Consider the following 19,601-nt stretch of genomic DNA (forward strand, 5'->3'; position numbering starts at 1 on the left):
TTATTTCCTAACGTAGTCTAGCGCAAATTCTACCATTTTTTTTGGTATATTCTGCTTGGCAACTCTTGCTAATCCTTTGAATTCTACAGTGTTATTTACTTCGTGGACCACTAAACCTCTTTGCTCATCCTCCATCATGTCTATTCCTAAAATGCCTCCGCCCATGGCTTTGGATGCTTTACTGGCAAGATCTTCCATGTCTTTTGTGATCTCACAAAGTTCTGGATCTGCCCCTAATGCAATATTTGTTTTAAAACCGCCTGAAGATTTCCTATACATGGCTGCAATGGGTTCATCCCCAATTGTAATTACTCTAATGTCTCTTGGAGGTCTTTTGATAACTTCTTGCAAATAGTAAATTCTATCATGTGGACTATCTGTGATATCTCTAATTTCAAAAACTGCATCCATTGTATCTTTGTCCTTTATTGGCATAATGCCTCTTCCCCAACTACCAATTACTGGTTTGATGACTAATGGGAATCCAACTTTTTCTAAATTCTCAGCTGCGCTCTCACTTGAAAATGAAAAATACGTTTTAGGAGTAGGAATATTGTTTTTCTTTAAAAGTAATGTCATGAACATTTTATTTCCACAAATACTTGCAACTTCAAATTTGTTAAGAACTGGTGTATCTAGAAATTCTAAACTTGCCGTAAAATGAAGACCTCTAAAATAACTAACACATCTTTCTAAAACAACCTCTCCAAGGTCAAAATCTCCTTTTTTACTATCTGTGTTAATCTGTGTGATCTTTGCATCTAACATCACCGCATCATGTCCTAGATCTGATGCCTCCTTTTGGAGCATCTTTTCTTCCGCTCTTAAGCGGTCAAACACGATACAGACTTTTGACATTACTCTCCCCAGTCTTCGCCTACGCTTTCTGCTTGCTTAAGCTCAACATTTGATCCGTCTTTTTTTGCGATTTCAAAGTCAGCGCCACAATCAGGACAGGAGACTATTTCTCCAACTGAGGCATCATCTGGGATGTTTAGTGTTGCGTCACATTCTGGGCAGTTCATGTTTTTGTTGACCTTTTCTTTTGTAATTTATTAGCTTCTGTTGATTGCATTCCCCACAATTCGACAAATCCTTTAGCTAATCTTTGATCAAATGTGGATTCTGATCCATATGTTGCAATATTGTGACTGTACAATGAACTCTTTGATTTTCTTCCAACTACTCTCAGACTTCCCTTGAATAGCTTGAGTTTTACCGTTCCGGAGACTGGCTTTTGTGATGCCTCAATAAAGCCATCCAGGTCCGTTTTGAGTGGATCTTGCCATAATCCTGAGTATACCAAATATGCCCATTCATCATCAATTAAGGATTTGAACTTGTTTTCATGTTTTGTATGGACCATCTTTTCTAAATCCTGATGTGCTTCAATTAGACAAGTTGCAGCAGGAGTTTCATACACTTCTCTTGATTTAATTCCAACAACTCTATCTTCAATATGATCAACTATGCCAACACCTGCAGAACCTGCTTTTTTGTTAACATATTCTATTAATTTTTGTGAATCCATTGTTTTACCATCCACTGCTACTGGTATTCCTTTATCGAATTTAATTTCTAGATATGTTGGTTTGTCAGGTAAGTTTTTAGTTTTAACCCAAATGAATGCATCATCTGGTGGTTCATTGTATGGATCCTCTAAAACTCCACCTTCTATTGCACGTCCCCATAAATTTTGATCAATACTAAATTTTTTTGCAACAGAATCAATTTCAATTCCATGTTTTTTTGCAAACTTTAATTCTGTAACCCTGTCCAAATTTTTATCTCGAATGGGCGCAATGATTGGAAGATCAGAACCAGACCTTAGTGTGATATCAAATCGAACTTGGTCGTTTCCTTTTCCAGAACAACCATGTGCAAGTGATGTGACTTTTTCTTTTTTTGCAATCTCTAAAACTTTCTCAGCAATCAGTGGTCTTGCAAGAGCTGTTGCAAGACAATATTTTTTTTGATATAATGCATTAGCCTTTATTGATGGAAAAATGTAATCTTTTACAAATTCTTTTCTTGCATCAATGTTGTAATGTTTTTTTACGCCAAGCTTCTTTGCCTTTGCTGCAATTTTCTTATGGTCATCTCCTTGTCCAACATCAACTGTGACTGTAATTACATCCATGTCATGTTCTTCTTGTAGATATTTTACAACAACAGATGTATCTAGTCCTCCAGAAAATGCAAGAATTCCTTTTTGAGTCATAAAACATCTTTCCCGTCGTAATTTGGAATTTATCTTTTGTGTTACGGCTGAAATTGATTTATTTTTGAAAAATCTCTGACTAGCTTGAGCTAAAATTCGATGATTATTTAACGGTCAAATATAACGCTGTTTTATGAAAACCAGATCGGTAATTGTAGCAGGAATTGTAGGTGTTGCTCTGATTTCTGCGCTTATTATTTCTCAAAATTCTGATAAATCATCTACTGACAAGATTAGAATTGCTTTTTTTCCAAATATTGGACATGCAGTACCCATTGTTGGCATTGAAAATGGATTCTTTGAAAATAAACTTGGTGATGAAATAAAAATTGAAACTAGAGTCTTTGATAGTGGACCACAAGTAATTGAATCATTATTTGCAAATTCAATTGATTTTGCATATGTTGGACCAATTCCTGCAATTAATGGATATTTAAAATCAGAAAATCATAACATCCGAATTCTTTCTGGCGCTGCAAGTGGCGGTGCTAGCTTTATCGTTCATCCAAATTCAGAAATTAATAGTGCTTCTGATTTTAGTGGTAAAAAAATAGCTGCACCACAAATTGGAAACACTCAGGATGTTTCTTTACGAACTTTTATCTATGAACACGGATTAAAACCTGCAGAAAAAGGAGGCTCTGTAATAATTTACAATATTCCTAATCCTGATATATACACATTATTTGTAAAAGGAGAAATTGATGGTGCTTGGGTTGCAGAACCATGGGCCACAATTTTAGAAACTGAACTTAATGGAAAACGATTATTCTATGAAGAGGATTTATGGACAAATAATGAATTTACTACTGTTCTTTTAATTGCAAATACCGATTTTGTTAAAAAAAATCCTGCATTAGCAATTAATTTCTTAGAATCTCACCAAGAAACTGTAATGTGGATTAATGAGAATCCTGTTGAAACAAGAATCCTATTTAATGATTTTATAAAATCACATTTAGGAAAATCAATGTCTGATGAAGTTATTGATACTGCTCTATCCAATCTTGTAATTACTTCTGATCCTCTTCCAAACTCTGTCTACTCATTTGCAGAAAAAGCAGATACTCTTGGTTATTTGGGACGAAATGGATATGACCTGACTGATCTTTTTTATTATTTTGATACTGACTCTTTGGAGGTAAATGAAAGTAAATGACTAAACTCGAAGCAAAAAATATTGTAAAATATTTTGCCCATGATTCTCACAAACTCAAAGCACTTGGAGGTGTAAATCTACAGGTAGAGGCTGGGGACTTTGTATGCTTGGTAGGACCGTCTGGATGTGGCAAATCTACCTTTTTACGAATTGTCGCTGGCTTGGAAACCCCTGATGAAGGCCAAATTCTCTTTGATGGAAGACCCGTTTGCGAAACAGGTCCTGAGAGAATAATGGTTTTCCAAGAAGGTGCTTTATTTCCTTGGCTCAAAGTTCAAGATAATGTAGAATTTGGATTAAAGATGGCTGGAATTCCAAAAGATGAGCGAGCAAAGATATCTAATAGATATCTAGACATGATGCAGTTAACCAAATTTGCAGATTCCTACACATTCCAACTTTCGACTGGAATGAAACAACGTGTAGCTATTGCTAGAGCCCTTGTAATGGATCCTGATGTATTGCTCATGGATGAGCCCTTTGCCGCACTTGATGCACAAACTCGTGATTTGTTGTTAGTAGAAATGCAATTGATTTGGGAAAAAACAAAGAAAACAATTCTATTTGTAACTCACAATGTTGCAGAGGCTGCAGTACTTGGAACTAAAGTTGCAATTTTTAGTAATCGCCCATCAATTATTAAAAAAGAAGTTGAAAATAATTTCCCAAGACCCAGAGTAACTCAAGATGAATCATTATTAAAATTCCAACAAGATATTTTAGCAGAGCTACGACCAGAGGTAAAGAAAAGTAAAGAGTGATACTGATGGCAAAAAATTTTACCCTTCATAGAATTGCATTTTACATTGGAATAATAGTTGTCTGGCAAGTAATTTCTATATCTGGAATTTGGCCGGATAATATTTTTCCATCTCCTTATGAGGTAGCTGAAGATTTAGCATATGGTGCATCAGATGGTAGTCTATTTTATGGGATTGCAACAAGCATGTGGAGATTGGCAATTGGCCTTGCTATTGCTATTGTAGGTGGTGTTGTGTTGGGAATATTTATGGCAAGAGTAGAAGTTGTAAATCAAACAGTTGGTTCACTAGTATTAGGATTACAATCAATTCCATCAATTGCATGGGTTCCGCTTGCAATACTTTGGTTTGGATTAACAGATGGTGGAATAATTTTTGTTACTGCAATTGGCGCAATTTTTGCTGTAACAATTAACACCTACACTGGCGTCAAAAACATTGATCCTCATTTTATTGAGGCTGCAAGAAATATGGGTGCAAAAGGCAGTCAACTAATCACTGCTGTTTTGATACCTGCAGCATTTCCATACATGATTTCTGGATTCAAGCAAGGATGGGCCTTTGCCTGGAGGGGTGTAATAGGTGCAGAACTGCTTTTTTCATTCCTGGGATTAGGCTTTTTGTTAAATGCTGGGCGTTCTCTAACTGATGTCTCACAGGTAATTGCAATAATGCTTGTGATTATGGGAATTGGTCTTGTAATTGATGGTCTCATATTCAAGAGATTAGAACATAAAGTAATGTCAAGATGGGGATTACGCTAGATCTTTGAATCCTAAGATAAAGGAATTCTATAAACAGAACAAAATAATTTTTATCACAAACATGAAGGTTATCGTAATTAATTTACTGCTTTATTCCATTCTCAAATAAGTTCGTATGTTAAAATTATCTGAAAACAAAAATATAAAAAATCAAACATTGAGACTTTCTTAATATATTAAATACATAATTAAATTCAAATTATTCAATATTTTATTGTAAAATTTCTATTAAAGCCTAAATACTATTTTTTCTTTGATACTTTTGGATATGGAGGTGTGTTTGTAGGTGGAGGTAGTTGATAGTTCAATTGTAGAACCAATTGAAATTAGAATGATCCGACCATCTAATTTCCCAGTAAGATACAAACTTCCCTCAAATTCACCCGAGTTTTCAAATCTAAAATCCAGTATTAAAGAACATGGACTTCTACAACCAATTGTTATTAGGCCAATTGATCATGGATTTGAGATAGTTGCTGGACATAGAAGATTTACAGCATGTAAATCAATGCGTTGGAGGTTTATTCCTTGTAGAATACGGGATTTGTCTGACAAGCAGGCATATGAAATTCAATTGACAGAAAATATTCAAAGAAAATCTATGGATCCTATCGAGGAAGCTGAAGCATATCAAAAATATGTAAATGAATTTGGCTGGGGGGGTGTAAATGACCTTAGTCAAAAAATTGGGAAAAGTCAAGAATATGTATCTCATAGGATGCAGCTATTGAAACTTCCTGGTCCTGTAAAAGAGAAATTGGCTCATAGTGATTTGAGTGTAAGCCAAGCACTAGAATTAACAACCATTGGTGCTTCATTAAAAGATGAATTAGTAAATGAGATAGTTGATAACAAATTAACTGTAAAACAAATTCGAGTGATGAAAAAGAATTTTAAATCTGATTTGAATCAATTCAAACCAATTTCAAATAAAAATTCCAAGTCTATTAACATAATAAAGAAAAGCAATCTTGCACTTAAAATTACACTCTCACGAATTGATGACCTTATAGAAGATGCTCATAATATTGAACCAAAACAAAGAGTAGATATGATAAAATTCCTGATGAATCTTAGATTAAAAACACATTCAATGATTGATGAAACCATCAAATTCAAAAAGACATATTCAAGCTAATTTTCTATCTATGACCCAATAAATGGAGGTGCCCATTCTTTGAGAAATTTCTTGTATTCGTCCTCAGTATATGTTAATGCATAAATTGATGCCTCTGTTTGTGGAACAAAGTCGTAGACCTCGTAAATTTGAATAATGTCTCCAAATAGGTTTCGATAAATATCATTTTCTTCATCTGCCATTTCATTTGATAAAAATGATTTTACAGTAATCCAATCATATCCTCCACGTGTTCTACCTGAAAATAAAACAAATGGTGCATCATTAAGATATTTTTTTAGTCCCTTTAGTCGTTTAGGAAGTGCTTGTGATGTTCTAAATGTAACAAGATCTACTCGAATGACTTTATGTGGAATCTTTTTTGAGTCAACAGTAATAGTATATCCTTTGATTATTTCCTCTTCTTCGAGTTTTGAAATTCTGGATTCTATTTCTTCTTCTGTTAAATTATAATTGAATCCTTTCAAAAAATCCCAAATCTCAAATACTTCTTGTTTTGAATTTTGAGAAAGTGCCGAAATTATTAATTCATCAACCTTGTCTATCAATGATTATTTTTATCTGACCAACTATTTTAATAAAATTACTAATTGTATTATTCTAGCCTGCAAACTATTCAAATACTGTAATTTTATTTTAATACCTGTTTTTCAAATATTGTGTAGTTGGGTTCTGTTTTATCTGAAAATATTGGATATGTTGTATTGATTGGGGTTGGACTAATCATGGCATTATCTGTAACCCTGATGGTCAAGGCTGAAACTAAATGGCTTGGAACTAGAAAAACATCCGAATGGTTCTATACTGCAGGCCGTACAATCAAAACTGGATTAATTGCCTCATCAATAGTTTCTGCATGGACCTGGGCAGCAACTCTTTTACAATCATCCACTGTGACCTATACCTTTGGATTAGGAGGTTCGTTTTGGTATGCAGCTGGTGCAAGTATTCAAGTAATCTTGTTTGCAATAATTGCACTTGAATTAAAAAGAAAGGCCCCTATGACTCACACTTTTCCTGAAATGATTTATGTCAGATATGGAAAGCATTCTCACAAAGTTTTCTTGTTTTTTGCACTGATGACAAATACCATTGTCACTGCAATGCTTGTTCTAGGTGGTGCTGCAGTAATCAGCTCCCTTACTGGAGTAGATATTACATTAGCTGCATTTCTCATCCCAATTGGAATAATCCTTTACACTATTTTTGGTGGTTTAAAGGCAACATTTTTTGCGGAATATCTCAATGCCGCATTAATTTTTGTAGTAGTATTGATCTTTGTAACAGTAATTTATTTTGCTACTCCTGAAATTGGTGGAATTTCTGGCATGTATGAAAAATTGACTAATGCATCTGTCTTAAATCCTGTTGAAGGAAATGCATTTGGAACCTATCTGACATTAGCATCTATGGGTGCTCTGATATTTGGTATAATCAATATTGTTGGAAACTTTGGAACTGTTTTTGTTGATCAGTCTTATTGGCAAAGAGCAATTGCTTCAAGACCAAAGGCAGCAACTGGGGGATTTATCCTAGGAGGCTTAGCTTGGTTTGCAATTCCATTTACTCTTGCAACAACACTTGGCTTGGCGGCAATAGCCACTGGTGTTACTTTGACAGAAAATGAGATTGGTTTAGGACTGGTTGCTCCTACCACTGCATCTAATTTAATGGGAGATTTTGGCGCTATTATTCTTTTAACCATCATTTTTACAGCAGTAACTGCCGCAGGATCATCGCAATTAGTTAGTGTTTCATCTCTAGTAACTTATGATGTGTTTCGTACATACTTGAAACCTTCCTCATCAGGTCGTGAATTGATAAGAGTTTCTCGATTCGCAATTCTTGGATTTGGAATGGGAATGGGATTGCTTGCATCTTTACTATTTCATTCTGGGTTTAGTTTGCAATATGTTTACCTTATGATGGGAGTTTTGATAGGTTCTGCAGTAGCCCCTGTTTCATTGGCAATTTTATGGAATAAGACCAACAAATATGCTGCAACTTCTGCAGCCATTATGGGACTTTTAAGCGGAGTTGTGTCATGGCTCTGGTCTGCTAATTTAATGTATGGTGAAATTACCCTTTCTTCAACTGGAAATCTTTTCCCTCTCCTAATTGGAAATGTTATTTCCATTTCTGTAAGCTTGGGCATAACTGTCATTGGAAGTATGATAAAACCAGAAAACTTTGATTTTCATATCATGAAACAAAAAATCCTAGTTGTGGATGATAAGATTCGTTCTATGATCAAACGCGATACTGATGACAAATTTCTTCAACGCTCTCTAAAACTGTATAAAAGAATTGGATTTTCAATATCTATTTTTCTTGTAGTTCTCTGGCCATCTTCTTTCTACCTAACTGAATTTGTTTTTGAGGAGCAATCATTTCATCTTTGGGTTTGGCTTGCAATAGTTTGGGCATTTGTGGCTGCAGGAATCATTATATTTTTGCCTCTTATTGAAGCAAGAAAAAATATCAATGAACTTTTCCATAAGGCAAAAATGAATTCTGAAATTAACGATGCTTCTCACGCTCCTTATTCTTATAGTGATAATTCTCCTCTGGTCAGAATTTTGGTACCTATTGATGGTTCTGCAAAATCTATGAAGGCACTTTACCATGCAAATTATCTTTTCAGAGGTGCTGTTAAAGTGAGAATTTACTTGTTACATGTAATTGAATGGACTGATGAAAATGAAGAAAACATGGATGAAGAATTATCGTCCCAAATTCAAGAAGAAGGTCGATTAATTCTTAGAAGTGTCGTTGTACCAAAACAGATCAATGATTACAAACGCATGGTCAAATTAGGAGATCCTGCTGAAAAAATTACAGAACTTGCAGATAAACTCAAAATTGACATGATAATAATGGGCAAAAGTGGAATAGGAAAATCTACTTCAGACTTGGGACATGTCACACAAAAAGTACTCAAACTAACCTCAAAACCTGTTATTCTATTAGAATAGGTGCAAAATCCTCTTTTTGGATGAAAAACATATGTTTTTTTTTGGAAAATTGTCTACTTTGGCCTCAATATTTATGGTTTTGATTTCTTTTAGAGTCTTCAAAATATCTCCCTGTTTTGATAATTCAACTAATAGATTATCTTCAATTATCCCTGGGATTTTTCTCTCTCTGATTTCTTTTACAATATGATGGCAACATATGATCATAAATTGTTCTAACTCTCTTTTTTGTTTTCTTTCAATTATCTCCTTTGCTATGCCATAAATTATTTCAAAATTTTTTTCATGATTTTTACAAAATTGAATTTTTTTTGTGATTGTTAAATTATTATTACAAATATTGAATTTAACTTGAATCATATGAAGATGATAAAATCCTAAAAAATATACTTTAATCTACTATCTTTTAATAAAAAAGAAATTTCCCAAGATTAGCCGTCTAAATTATAACTTTGATAATCTTTAGGGGTAATTTTCATGTTCTTCATTTTCATCACTGCATCCACTCCATACTCGTCTATGTATTTTTGATAATCATAGTGATATGGCTGCATTCCTTTACACGTAATTTCAAAATTGTCTACCAATACAAATACTGAAGCACTGTTGTAACTATAATCATTATCGTATAGAGTATCAATGGTATAATTTGAAATGTCGCATTCTCTGTATGTGATCATTCTAATGGGTATGTCGCCCTGCTCAAGGTATATTTTCATTCCAAACTCTGAGAATTCATGATTATACGTTGATGATTTTTTATTATACTCATAGTCTGCAGCTCTGTATAGTTGACTCTTATCGATTCCTACTGTTCCTTGCAATGTTAACTGTGGTTGAACTTTTCCAAACCCTGATACTTGTTTGAATACGTCAAAACTATCGATGGTTATGGTTCCACTATCAAAACTAAATTCTGCTTTGATGCTAACATCATTTAGACTGTTTTTTGACATTATACTTGAATCGTCGACTTCTGAATAGTCTAATTTGTAGTCTACTACAAATGGGGTTGATTTGAATGTGTGAACTGCTAAAGCATTACCGACAAAATTCCATTCCCCAGATGATGAATAATCTGAGACTATTGTTATTTCATAGTATGTTTCATTATCTGGAGTCCACACTGATTTTCCTTTTTCTTCTCCTGGTTCTAAGGGACCTTTTAATGAAACCAACTGAACGGGCTCTGATGCAGAATAGTATAATGTCCCAGTATACTCTTTTTCAGAAATTGGAATTAGTACTGCTAGCTGATGATTTTCATGTCCAATTCCTGGATCTACACTAGAAATTATCCTATCATACCCTTCAATTGGCTTTTTTTCTCCGAGTTTTGCGCTGCCTGAAAAAAGCCCTAATTGTTGTTTAATTGCATTTTGACGTTCTTGTTCTTGATTGAGTTTACTCTGTTGTGCAAATGACTGATCAAATAATATTGATGCTATAGACACAACAAGTACTGCTGTAATGAAACTGATTTTGACTTTATCATATGTCATTGGTTCATATTAAAAAACTTGATAGTTATCTTTGTAAGGCTCTCTAATGATTAAATAATCAATGATTAGTCGACGTCGACTATATCTCTAAAAATAATTCTACTGATATCTATTACTATGTTTTTCTATTAATTAATATTTTAAATTAATTTTTTCTTATTTTTGTGTTGAGCACCACTAAAAAAACATCAAAATTTTTCATGACAGTTGATAATTCTGTTTACCAAAAAATCAAGAAATTAGCATCAAAACGTGGCATAAGTACACAGGAATTCATTAGAGCTGTGATTATCCCTGAGTGGTTTGATAAAGAAAAAAATCAAAAAAATTAATTTTTATTTTTTTAAAACCTTATTTGGAATTCTTAAATTCCTAATTAGTTTTGATATGATATTTAGAATTGTTTGAAGAACTAATTTCATCCATTAGTAATTTTACTCCTACTATGATGTTAGGTTTAGGATTTCTGATAGGCATACAGCATGCATTTGAACCTGATCATGTTGCTGCAATTGGTACTCAGTTATTCAAAAAAACAACCGGCAATCATAGAAAAAAAAATAAACTGAAAACTACTCTTGCAAAACCTTCGATAGTGGGAATTTTTTGGGGTGCCGGACATTCTACAACTCTTTTGATTATGAGTTTTATTGTGTATTTTTTTGCAATTGGTATTAATTCTAAAATATTCACTAATCTTGAATTGTTGGTTGGTTTTATGCTGATCTTCTTAGGAATTTCTGCAATCTGGAAAAAAAAGGTAAAAATTTCTCATAGACATCCACATCAACATTCCGATGGGAATCTGCATTTTGATTCTCATGAACATAACGATGATGACCATCGACATGACCACAAATCATACCTAATTGGTCTAATTCATGGATTTGCTGGAAGTGGCAGTATGGTAGTTTTGGCCATTTCTACTCTTGAAAACATGGAATTGGCATTAGCATTTGTTTTTCTATTTGGATTAGGCTCGTTTATTGGAATGGTTTCTGTTAGTGCTTTGTTGGGAGTGCCTTTTTTGCTGACTTCAAGACTCCATTTTATTAGCAAATTTTTCAGATATGGAACCGCCATAATCAGTTTGATACTTGGCATGCATATTATATTTGAAATAGGATTTCTAACTAGTTTTTAGCTTTTTCGTATTTTGCTAAAACCTGTGTTTAGAATTTTTTTCCTACAAATTTCAACTATTTTTAAAACTAAATTCAAAACACTATCTGTCTTATCATCTAAAATTCTTATTATCACTCCTGATTCATCAGGCAAGATTGATGTTCCAACAAAAATACTATCCTGTATTTTTTTAATGTCCTGATTAATCTTTTTTTCCAATTCAATAACAATGTCTTTTCTAGTGAAAATATAGACTGTTCCAACAATGTTGTGTTCGCCCAAAATTCCAAAATTGTTTAATTTTTGTTTTTTTGGCTCAATTTTTGTATTTTCTAAAAATCTGATTTTTTTATCTTGGTTTCTACAATGAGTTCTTAGATAACAAATGTCATACTCAAAAGATTCTCCCATAGCAACCCTTCCAGGTGTTAAAATTTCAGAGTAGATTAGAGTGGAATTATTATGAACATTAAGATTAACTTTTTGATAATATCTTGAGTTTTTGTAGGGGATTATCTGATCAGGAATATATTCCAGATAACCGTTTTCTTCAACTGTGATGTTTAGAATTTGTGATGCCGAATTTGAATTCATACTGTAGATTCTTGTAGCGCCTTGAGTAGTAATATGACAAATTGATTTATTTTTTAGTAAAATATCCGTTCTGTATCTATCTCCTTGTAAAATCCCTCCAGATGGTGAAATGATATACAGATACATCATTTTTGGAAATAAATTTTCAGGATACACTGCACGTTGAATTTGCAAAGGAACCTGTGAGAATTGTTTTGTAATTACTGTCTTACCTGTATCATCTGCTTGAAGTTCTAAATTGATAATCCCCACTTTTCCAGTTTTTCCAACCCCTAACTGGTTTACTTTGGATTCATACATCTGAATTTCCTTAGGAATATCGTCAGGCGTATAGTGTTTTAGATTATTCAATAACTCATACCTTTTGCATAATTTCAGACTTTGGTGTTGAGTCTAGTAAAACATCATGAATAATATGCTCTGCCACTTTTATCATACCTTGATCCGTTTTACAGTTGATAAATTCAAATGGCTTTTCTTTTCTAATTTTACCTGCATCTTTTTTCATAATTTCAAGATCAGCACCAACCATATCCGCAAGATCAATTTTGTTGATCACTAAAAGATCACAATTCTCAATTCCCAAACCTCCTTTTCTAGGATACTTATCCCCTCCGGCAACATCAATTATGTAAATAAAATAATCTGCAAGGATGGGGCTAAATGTTGTCGTTATATTGTCTCCACCACTTTCAATAATTATGAGATCTAGATCTGGATGCTTTGACTCCAATTCTTCTATGACTGCTAAATTCATAGAGGGATCTTCTCTTACAGCAGTGTGAGGACAACCACCTGTTGCAAGGCCAATAACCAAATTTTCAGGCAATAATCCTTTCTTAGTAGCCAAATTATTTCTCATCCTGTCTGCATCTTCTTTTGAAATTACATCGTTTGAGATAATGCTGACACTGTACCCTTTTTGTGCCAATATGGGGACCAGTCTTTCAATTAACATACTTTTTCCTGAACCTACAGGTCCTCCAATCCCGATTCTTGGAATATGAGTCATGACAAGAAATCTGATTTTTATGTAATAAACATTTTAGAATCCATTTTTTCATGTGACATTTGAACAATGTCTATTTGAGGAGCAAATTGCCACATTTCTATTAGTGATTTATTTGAACACTCTTTAATAGTCTGACCAATAATTGGTTTAATTCTGTGGATTATTTTTTGTCCTTCAAAATGTTGAATTAATCCTAATCGTAATGCAGCTCCTACAATCCCAACTGTGAATCCATACATCATCATCGACATACTCTTTTCCTTTTCTATCTTTAATGCATTACAACAAACTGCAAATGCTACTGGAAAAACACCATATGCAGTATTTTCAGAAATGCACTTTTGATACTGATTGATAAATTTATCATTTATAACAAATTCTTTCACACATTTGATTAATTGAATTCCTGATCTAACTGATGCATTTCTAATTTCTTGAATTGGTTTTGTAGTAAAAACAATGTTGTCTGCTTCCATAATTTTCTCAAATTCATCTCTGTATAGACTATCAAATACATTTCCAAGTGCAATACAATCCGAAGGTCCTATCTGTTGTGTAATGTTAATCTTAATCATGTTGAAAATATCTGTCATCCCTTCGCATTTTCTTATTTTTGCTAAATATTCTAATCCATTTGATGTAGCGTAAATCCCAGTGGGAAAAAATGAATCTGATAACTGCATAATTCCCAAATCATTCTCTATCTCATCAATGTTCATGTACATCTGCACCTGTACTTGGTAAAAATATCTGCTCTTCTATTTTTATCTCTAAATGACTAATAATACTCTGAAATAATTTTACAAATACATCTTTTTCTGAATCTGCCTGAATTGGAAATGAGATTTCATCACCATTGATGGCTATGGGTCTATGTCTATTCCCAATAATGTGTCCTAATAACACCATTACATCAACCATGTCTTTTGTCTTTGGTTTCACAACAATTACTTTTTCTGGCAGCTGCTCGACAATAATTTTTGTATCTCCATTGTTAATCACATCCCCATGACGAAGTTTTATCCCTGGTTCTAATTTCAAACCTATATCCGTGCCTAGATCTCCATTTCTTCTTATAATTCTCTTTTCTAACTCTGTTCGTGAAAGCTTGAGTCTTTCAAAATTATTATTTTTTAATTCATCAAATTCTTTATCTAGGAAAATATTTCCTATTGGTGCACTAACTTCTAACACAAGTGAGTTTACATAATGTTGAAATTATACTTTGTTGAAATATTTTTTGTATTTTTAATAATTAAATACACTAGTTACCTAATTTCTTTAATGATGCTTACTCCCAGGGAATTAGAAAAACTAAATATCTTTGTTGCAGCAGAACTTGCACGTAGAAGAAAAGGTAGAGGATTGAAACTTAATCATCCTGAAGCAATATCTATTCTTGCTGATCATATTTTGGAGGGTGCAAGAGATGGAAGAACAGTTCCTGAGTTGATGAGTTCTGGTAAAAACGTTTTATCAAAAGATGACGTTTTACCAGGCGTTGCAGATCTGATACATTCAATTCAGGTTGAAGCAACTTTTGAGGATGGAACTAAACTGGTAACAGTTCATGATCCAATTGTGTGATTATTATGATTCCAGGCGAATATTTTCCATCTGATGAACCAATTATCGCCAATGCAGGAAAATCAACAACTTCCATAAGTGTTAAAAATACTGGTGATAGACCAATCCAAGTAGGTTCTCACACACATTTTTTTGAAGTAAACAAAGCTCTTGAATTTCCAAGAAAACAATCCTACGGATGTCATCTCAATATTCCATCTGGTACGTCAGTTCGTTTTGAACCAGGTGAAACAAAAGAAATTGAACTAACTGAATTTGGTGGCAAGAAAATTGTTTATGGATTTAGTGGTTTAGTGAATGGAAATCTGAAAGAAAATCAAGAAGAAGCTTTCAAGAAAGCTGCAGAAAAAAGATTCAAGGGAATAGCCTCATGACTTTGAATATTCCGAGAAAAAATTACATTGATCTGTTTGGTCCCACAACCGGTGATAGAATACGTCTTGCTGATACTGATTTGATTGCAGAAATTGAAAATGATTTGATTGTTTATGGTGATGAATCTGTTTTTGGAGGTGGTAAAAGTATACGTGATGGACAAGGACAAGCAAGTGGAATATCTAGAGAGGAATCCCTTGATCTGGTGATTACTAACGCAGTAGTAATGGACCCTATTTTGGGAATTATTAAAGCTGACATTGGAATTAAAAATGGAAAAATTGTAGGTGTTGGAAACGCTGGAAATCCTAACATTATGGATGGAATTGATATGATAATTTCATCCAACACTGAAATTATTTCTGGAGAGCATACAATCTGTACCCCTGGAACCATTGATACACATATTCATTTTATTTCTCCACAACAAGCAATTCATGCCATTTGTAATGGCACTACAACTATGATTGGTGGCGGTACAGGTCCTGCTGATGGAACAAATGCAACAACATGTACACCTGGTAAATGGAATATTCATAGAATGATTGAATCTATTGATAACATCCCGCTGAATTTCGGTTTTCTTGCAAAAGGAAATGATTCTCTTGAAACAGCATTGTTAGAACAAATAAGGGCTGGTGCATGTGGTCTAAAATTGCATGAAGATTGGGGTTCAACTCCAGCAACAATTGATTCTGCTTTAACTGTTGCAGATAAAACTGATACTCAAGTTGCAATTCATACAGATACTCTAAATGAATGTGGATTTGTAGATGATACTATTGAAGCCATTGCTGGACGAACAATTCATACTTATCACACCGAAGGAGCCGGTGGTGGTCATGCGCCTGATATTATGAAAATTGCAGGTAAAGAAAATATTCTTCCATCATCTACAAATCCTACAAGACCATTTACAGTAAATACACTAGCCGAACATTTGGATATGATGATGGTGTGTCATCATCTAAACTCATCAGTTCCTGAGGATATCTCTTTTGCAGAATCTAGAATTCGAGGTGAAACAATAGCAGCTGAGGATGTACTACATGACAAGGGTATTTTGAGTATGATGTCTTCAGACAGTCAAGCCATGGGACGTGTAGGTGAGGTGACAACTCGAAACTGGCAGACTGCCGATAAAATGAAAAAGATGACTGGAAAACTTGAAGAAGATGATGTGCGAAATGATAATTTTAGAATTAAGCGATACCTTGCTAAAATTACCATAAATCCTGCTATCACTCACGGTATTTCTCATATTGTGGGTTCATTACAATCAGGTAAATTAGCTGATATTGTAATTTGGTCGCCTCAATTTTTTGGTGTCAAACCAAAAATGATCATTAAAGGAGGAGTAATTGCATATTCATTAATGGGTGATCCCAATGCATCAATTCCCACCACCGAGCCTGTATTATATCGTCCAATGTTTGGTGCTCTTGGCAAAACAATTCAATCTACTTCTGTAACTTTTACATCACAACTTGCACTTGATAGTGGTATTGAATCTGAAATTAATTCCAAGAAACGATTAGTGGCTGTAAAAAATTGTCGCTCTATTGGCAAGAAAGACATGTTATACAATAATTTGACTCCTGAAATTGAAATTAACCCTGAAACATATGAGGTAAAAATTGATGGAAAACTTGCAACTGTAGATCCTACTGATAAAGTTTCTATGGCCCGACTTTATAACCTGTTTTAATACTTTTACAATCTTGTTTTCTTCATCTAATTTCTTTTTTGTCGACGTCGGCAATTCTTTTCAATTGTTTACGCTGATCTTCAATTGAGTAGATAAAGGACTATCCTTGTTCAATCGATAAGTAAATCTCAGAATATTCATTTTTGTGGACAAGGCAAAATCTTTACCCTTTGTAATGACTGCATTTTTTGCTACTGTAGTATTCCTTGCTGGAGCTCCACAAACCGTTTTTGCAGCAGGAGCCATTTCAGAAGGATTCGCAATTGGTGAAGCATTACCTGAATGGATTGGTTGGGCAATTGTTGTTGGTTTAGGTGCAGTTTTTGCTGTGATAATTTCTATTGAAGTAAAAATTGAAGAAAAGTATCTTGGCGTTAACCAGACCTCTGAGATGTTTAATACTGCCGGACGAACAATCAAAACAGGTCTAACTGCTGCTGCTATTGTTTCTGCTTGGACTTGGGCTGCAACTTTACTTCAGTCTTCAACTGTAGCATATCAGTATGGAATAAGCGGTCCATTTTGGTATGCAGCAGGAGCATCAATCCAAGTACTGCTGTTCGGAATATTAGCTATTGAATTAAAACGTAAAGCACCAAATGCACACACATTCCTAGAAATCATCCGTGCCAGATTTGGTGACGGTTCTCACAAAGTCTTCCTAGTATTTGCATTAATGACTAACATGATTGTAACTGCCATGCTTCTACTAGGTGGTTCAGCAGTAGTTAATGGTCTTACTGGCATGGATATCTCCCTTGCTGCCTTCTTGATTCCAGTAGGTGTTATGATCTATACTCTGGTTGGAGGGCTAAAAGCAACTTTTGTTGCAGACTATATGCATACTATAATTATATTTGTTGTAATCCTAACCTTTGTTGCAGCAGTATACCTCAACACTGACGTTACTGGAGGTGTTGAAGGAATGTATGAAAAACTAGTTGCAGCTGCGGACTTGAGACCAATTGAAGGAAATGCAGCAGGTGCATTCCTGACAATGGCATCCATTGGTGGCTTGATGTTTGGTATCATCAACATTGTAGGAAACTTTGGAACTGTCTTTGTTGACCAAGCATATTGGCAACGAGCAATTGCTGCAAAACCATCATCAACTGTCAAGGGTTTCTTACTTGGTGGTGCATGTTGGTTTGCAATTCCATTTACACTTGCAACTACAATGGGACTGACGGCGGTGGCGCTTGATGTTGACTTAACCCCAGCACAAGTTCAATTAGGATTGGTAGTTCCCGCAGCAGCTACAGCACTAATGGGTGAAGTCGGTGCTATTATGGTACTAACTATGTTATTCATGGCAGTAACTTCTGCCGGCTCTGCAGAACTAATTGCGGTGTCTTCGCTAATAACTTATGATATTTACCGAACGTATAAGAACCCAAATGCCTCTGGCAAACAACTAGTCAAAATATCTAGAATGACCATTGTTGGATTCGGGCTTGGTATGGGCGGTTTAGCAGTTGTGCTCTTACATCTGGGATTAAGTCTCGGCTTTGTATATCTCGCAATGGGTATCATAATTGGCGCAGCAGTAATTCCAATTGCACTGACAATACTTTGGAAGAGAACAAACAGAGTCGCTGCCACACTTGGAGCCATTATTGGTTTGATGGTTGCAGTAACTACCTGGGTATCAGTAGCAGCATCCTTGCCAGAATTTGGTGGAGAAATTAGTCTGGCAAGTCTTGGTCATAACTACTCTATGCTATTTGGAAACGTTGCAGGAATCTTAACTGGTGGTGCAATTACTATTTTTGGAAGTCTTCTAACTAAAACTGAGTTTGACTGGGCTGATCTCAAAAAGAGGATTACTCTTGTAGAATTATCCGAAGCAGAGTCTGCAGAAATTACTGAAAATGAAGAGACTCTAAAGAAAGCCTTCAAGTTCAGTATTACTGGTGGCGGTATAATGACTTTAGTCTTAATTATTGCATGGCCAATGCCCTTGATTCTTGGTGGTATAGTATTTGATGTAATGGCCTACAGCGTTTGGGTAGGAATCTCAGTAGTTTGGGTAAGCATTGCTTCATTCTTCATCATATTCTTACCCATCATTGAGGCAAGAAAGGGAATCGCCCAAGTATTTGCTGGAAAGAAGTCCATTGCAGAAGCATCAGGAGGCGACAAGAATTGACTTCATGTTCTGGGTGCAATGTAACATTAGGATGGAAGAAATACAACTTTCAAAAGCAATGGAGAATTCCAGGATATTTTTGTAAGAGTTGTATGGAAAAGATTGGTCATGATTTTGATGATCATGGAAAAATTACTCTTCCAAAAAGAACTTGTGATTCATGTCACCAAGAATTTTTCTTCTTAACTACAACTTGGCAGAACAAACAACGACACAGATGTTGTAATGTTTGCAAAGACCTTGATAGTATAGAGTCATCATCAAGAACTGCATTATTGCCACCTGTTCCTTCAAGAATCCCTGTAATGATGGCAATTTTTGCATCTTTTGGTATTTTGCTAATGATTGCTGGATTTGCTTATGTCCTAATGGTTGCACCACAACAAGATTCAGGGATATTGCATGTTATTCTGGGTAGTAGTATGACTGGTGCTGGATTCATGTTAGCAAGAAAGATGGTAAAAATTCGAAATATTATCCTGGGGAAAATTAATACTTCACAGAGTATGGAGAATATGAGGTAGAGTAATG

At 34.5% G+C, this 19,601-nt stretch carries 22 protein-coding genes; 12 read left to right on the top strand and 10 right to left on the bottom strand.

Annotation, left to right across the window (positions count from 1 at the left end; translation table 11 throughout):
* From lysX to ACX119_RS02730, 3 genes are read right to left on the bottom strand one after another with little or no spacing between them, the layout of a single operon-like run.
* The gene (gene lysX, locus ACX119_RS02720) at positions 1–858 is read right to left on the bottom strand and encodes a lysine biosynthesis protein LysX (RefSeq protein WP_459351608.1); all 858 of its coding nucleotides are present in this window, start codon (positions 856–858) and stop codon (positions 1–3) included.
* Entirely contained in the window at positions 858–1,025 is a 168-nt protein-coding gene (gene lysW/argW / locus ACX119_RS02725) for an alpha-aminoadipate/glutamate carrier protein LysW (RefSeq protein ID WP_014963701.1), read from the bottom strand. The genes lysX and lysW/argW overlap by 1 nt, the downstream gene beginning before the upstream one ends.
* Positions 1,022–2,221 (bottom strand): argininosuccinate synthase, encoded by a 1,200-nt coding sequence (locus tag ACX119_RS02730; RefSeq protein ID WP_459351609.1) that lies wholly within the window; start codon positions 2,219–2,221, stop codon positions 1,022–1,024. The genes lysW/argW and ACX119_RS02730 overlap by 4 nt, the downstream gene beginning before the upstream one ends.
* 133 nt (positions 2,222–2,354) lie before the next feature.
* Here ACX119_RS02730 and ACX119_RS02735 point away from each other — a divergent pair, with 133 nt between their 5' ends.
* The 4 genes from ACX119_RS02735 to ACX119_RS02750 all read left to right on the top strand — a co-directional run bounded on the left by ACX119_RS02735 (position 2,355) and on the right by ACX119_RS02750 (position 6,043).
* Complete coding sequence (locus tag ACX119_RS02735) at positions 2,355–3,380, top strand: ABC transporter substrate-binding protein (RefSeq protein ID WP_459351610.1); 1,026 nt, start codon at positions 2,355–2,357, stop codon at positions 3,378–3,380.
* The gene (locus ACX119_RS02740; protein WP_459351611.1) at positions 3,377–4,141 is read left to right on the top strand and encodes an ABC transporter ATP-binding protein; all 765 of its coding nucleotides are present in this window, start codon (positions 3,377–3,379) and stop codon (positions 4,139–4,141) included. The genes ACX119_RS02735 and ACX119_RS02740 overlap by 4 nt, the downstream gene beginning before the upstream one ends.
* A 5-nt stretch (positions 4,142–4,146) precedes the next feature.
* Positions 4,147–4,905 carry an ABC transporter permease gene (locus ACX119_RS02745; protein ID WP_459351612.1) on the top strand — a complete coding sequence of 253 codons (759 nt, stop codon included), beginning with the start codon at positions 4,147–4,149 and terminating at the stop codon, positions 4,903–4,905.
* A 286-nt stretch (positions 4,906–5,191) separates the two neighbouring features.
* The gene (locus tag ACX119_RS02750) at positions 5,192–6,043 is read left to right on the top strand and encodes a ParB/RepB/Spo0J family partition protein (protein WP_459351613.1); all 852 of its coding nucleotides are present in this window, start codon (positions 5,192–5,194) and stop codon (positions 6,041–6,043) included.
* Positions 6,044–6,051: 8 nt separating this feature from the next.
* On the opposite strand, the gene ACX119_RS02755 is transcribed toward ACX119_RS02750, so the two are convergent.
* Positions 6,052–6,591 (bottom strand): histidine kinase, encoded by a 540-nt coding sequence (locus ACX119_RS02755; protein ID WP_459351614.1) that lies wholly within the window; start codon positions 6,589–6,591, stop codon positions 6,052–6,054.
* Between the two features lie 117 nt (positions 6,592–6,708).
* On the opposite strand from ACX119_RS02755, the gene ACX119_RS02760 reads away from it, so the two are divergent.
* Positions 6,709–9,018 carry a sodium:solute symporter family transporter gene (locus ACX119_RS02760; protein ID WP_459351615.1) on the top strand — a complete coding sequence of 770 codons (2,310 nt, stop codon included), beginning with the start codon at positions 6,709–6,711 and terminating at the stop codon, positions 9,016–9,018.
* Here the strand turns inward: ACX119_RS02760 and ACX119_RS02765 are convergent.
* Together ACX119_RS02765 and ACX119_RS02770 are read right to left on the bottom strand one after the other, a co-directional pair.
* Complete coding sequence (locus tag ACX119_RS02765; protein WP_459351616.1) at positions 9,010–9,378, bottom strand: hypothetical protein; 369 nt, start codon at positions 9,376–9,378, stop codon at positions 9,010–9,012. The two genes, ACX119_RS02760 and ACX119_RS02765, sit on opposite strands and share 9 nt — an antisense overlap.
* Positions 9,379–9,449: 71 nt before the next feature.
* On the bottom strand, positions 9,450–10,520 hold the full coding sequence (locus tag ACX119_RS02770; RefSeq protein WP_459351617.1) for a hypothetical protein: 1,071 nt from the start codon (positions 10,518–10,520) through the stop codon (positions 9,450–9,452).
* Between the two features lie 167 nt (positions 10,521–10,687).
* Between ACX119_RS02770 and ACX119_RS02775 the strand changes: the two genes are divergently transcribed.
* Positions 10,688–10,852: a hypothetical protein gene (locus tag ACX119_RS02775; RefSeq protein WP_459351618.1), complete on the top strand. Its 165-nt coding sequence runs from the start codon at positions 10,688–10,690 to the stop codon at positions 10,850–10,852.
* A 68-nt stretch (positions 10,853–10,920) separates the two neighbouring features.
* Positions 10,921–11,664, top strand: a complete 744-nt coding sequence (locus tag ACX119_RS02780) for a high frequency lysogenization protein HflD (RefSeq protein WP_459351619.1) — start codon at positions 10,921–10,923, stop codon at positions 11,662–11,664.
* Here ACX119_RS02780 and ACX119_RS02785 read toward each other — a convergent pair.
* The 4 genes from ACX119_RS02785 to ACX119_RS02800 are packed head-to-tail and all read right to left on the bottom strand — an operon-like array spanning position 11,661 to position 14,445.
* Positions 11,661–12,590: an urease accessory protein UreD gene (locus ACX119_RS02785; protein ID WP_459351620.1), complete on the bottom strand. Its 930-nt coding sequence runs from the start codon at positions 12,588–12,590 to the stop codon at positions 11,661–11,663. The genes ACX119_RS02780 and ACX119_RS02785 overlap by 4 nt on opposite strands.
* Positions 12,591–12,594: 4 nt before the next feature.
* Entirely contained in the window at positions 12,595–13,251 is a 657-nt protein-coding gene (ureG, locus tag ACX119_RS02790; RefSeq protein WP_459351621.1) for an urease accessory protein UreG, read from the bottom strand.
* Positions 13,252–13,268: 17 nt separating this feature from the next.
* Complete coding sequence (locus ACX119_RS02795; protein WP_459351622.1) at positions 13,269–13,970, bottom strand: urease accessory protein UreF; 702 nt, start codon at positions 13,968–13,970, stop codon at positions 13,269–13,271.
* On the bottom strand, positions 13,960–14,445 hold the full coding sequence (locus tag ACX119_RS02800; RefSeq protein ID WP_459351623.1) for an urease accessory protein UreE: 486 nt from the start codon (positions 14,443–14,445) through the stop codon (positions 13,960–13,962). Before ACX119_RS02800 ends, ACX119_RS02795 begins: the two co-directional genes overlap by 11 nt.
* Before the next feature lie 90 nt (positions 14,446–14,535).
* Here ACX119_RS02800 and ACX119_RS02805 point away from each other — a divergent pair, with 90 nt between their 5' ends.
* The 5 genes from ACX119_RS02805 (at position 14,536) to ACX119_RS02825 (ending at position 19,594) form a co-directional block, all read left to right on the top strand.
* Positions 14,536–14,838 (top strand): urease subunit gamma, encoded by a 303-nt coding sequence (locus ACX119_RS02805; RefSeq protein WP_459351624.1) that lies wholly within the window; start codon positions 14,536–14,538, stop codon positions 14,836–14,838.
* Between the two features lie 5 nt (positions 14,839–14,843).
* Complete coding sequence (locus tag ACX119_RS02810; protein ID WP_459351625.1) at positions 14,844–15,212, top strand: urease subunit beta; 369 nt, start codon at positions 14,844–14,846, stop codon at positions 15,210–15,212.
* Entirely contained in the window at positions 15,209–16,921 is a 1,713-nt protein-coding gene (gene ureC / locus ACX119_RS02815) for an urease subunit alpha (RefSeq protein ID WP_459351626.1), read from the top strand. Before ACX119_RS02810 ends, ureC begins: the two co-directional genes overlap by 4 nt.
* A gap of 145 nt (positions 16,922–17,066) precedes the next feature.
* Positions 17,067–19,070: a sodium:solute symporter family protein gene (locus ACX119_RS02820; RefSeq protein ID WP_459351627.1), complete on the top strand. Its 2,004-nt coding sequence runs from the start codon at positions 17,067–17,069 to the stop codon at positions 19,068–19,070.
* Positions 19,067–19,594: a hypothetical protein gene (locus ACX119_RS02825; RefSeq protein WP_459351628.1), complete on the top strand. Its 528-nt coding sequence runs from the start codon at positions 19,067–19,069 to the stop codon at positions 19,592–19,594. Before ACX119_RS02820 ends, ACX119_RS02825 begins: the two co-directional genes overlap by 4 nt.
* The last annotated feature ends 7 nt before the right edge of the window (positions 19,595–19,601 follow it).

This window comes from Nitrosopumilus sp. S4 (genome assembly GCF_054515835.1).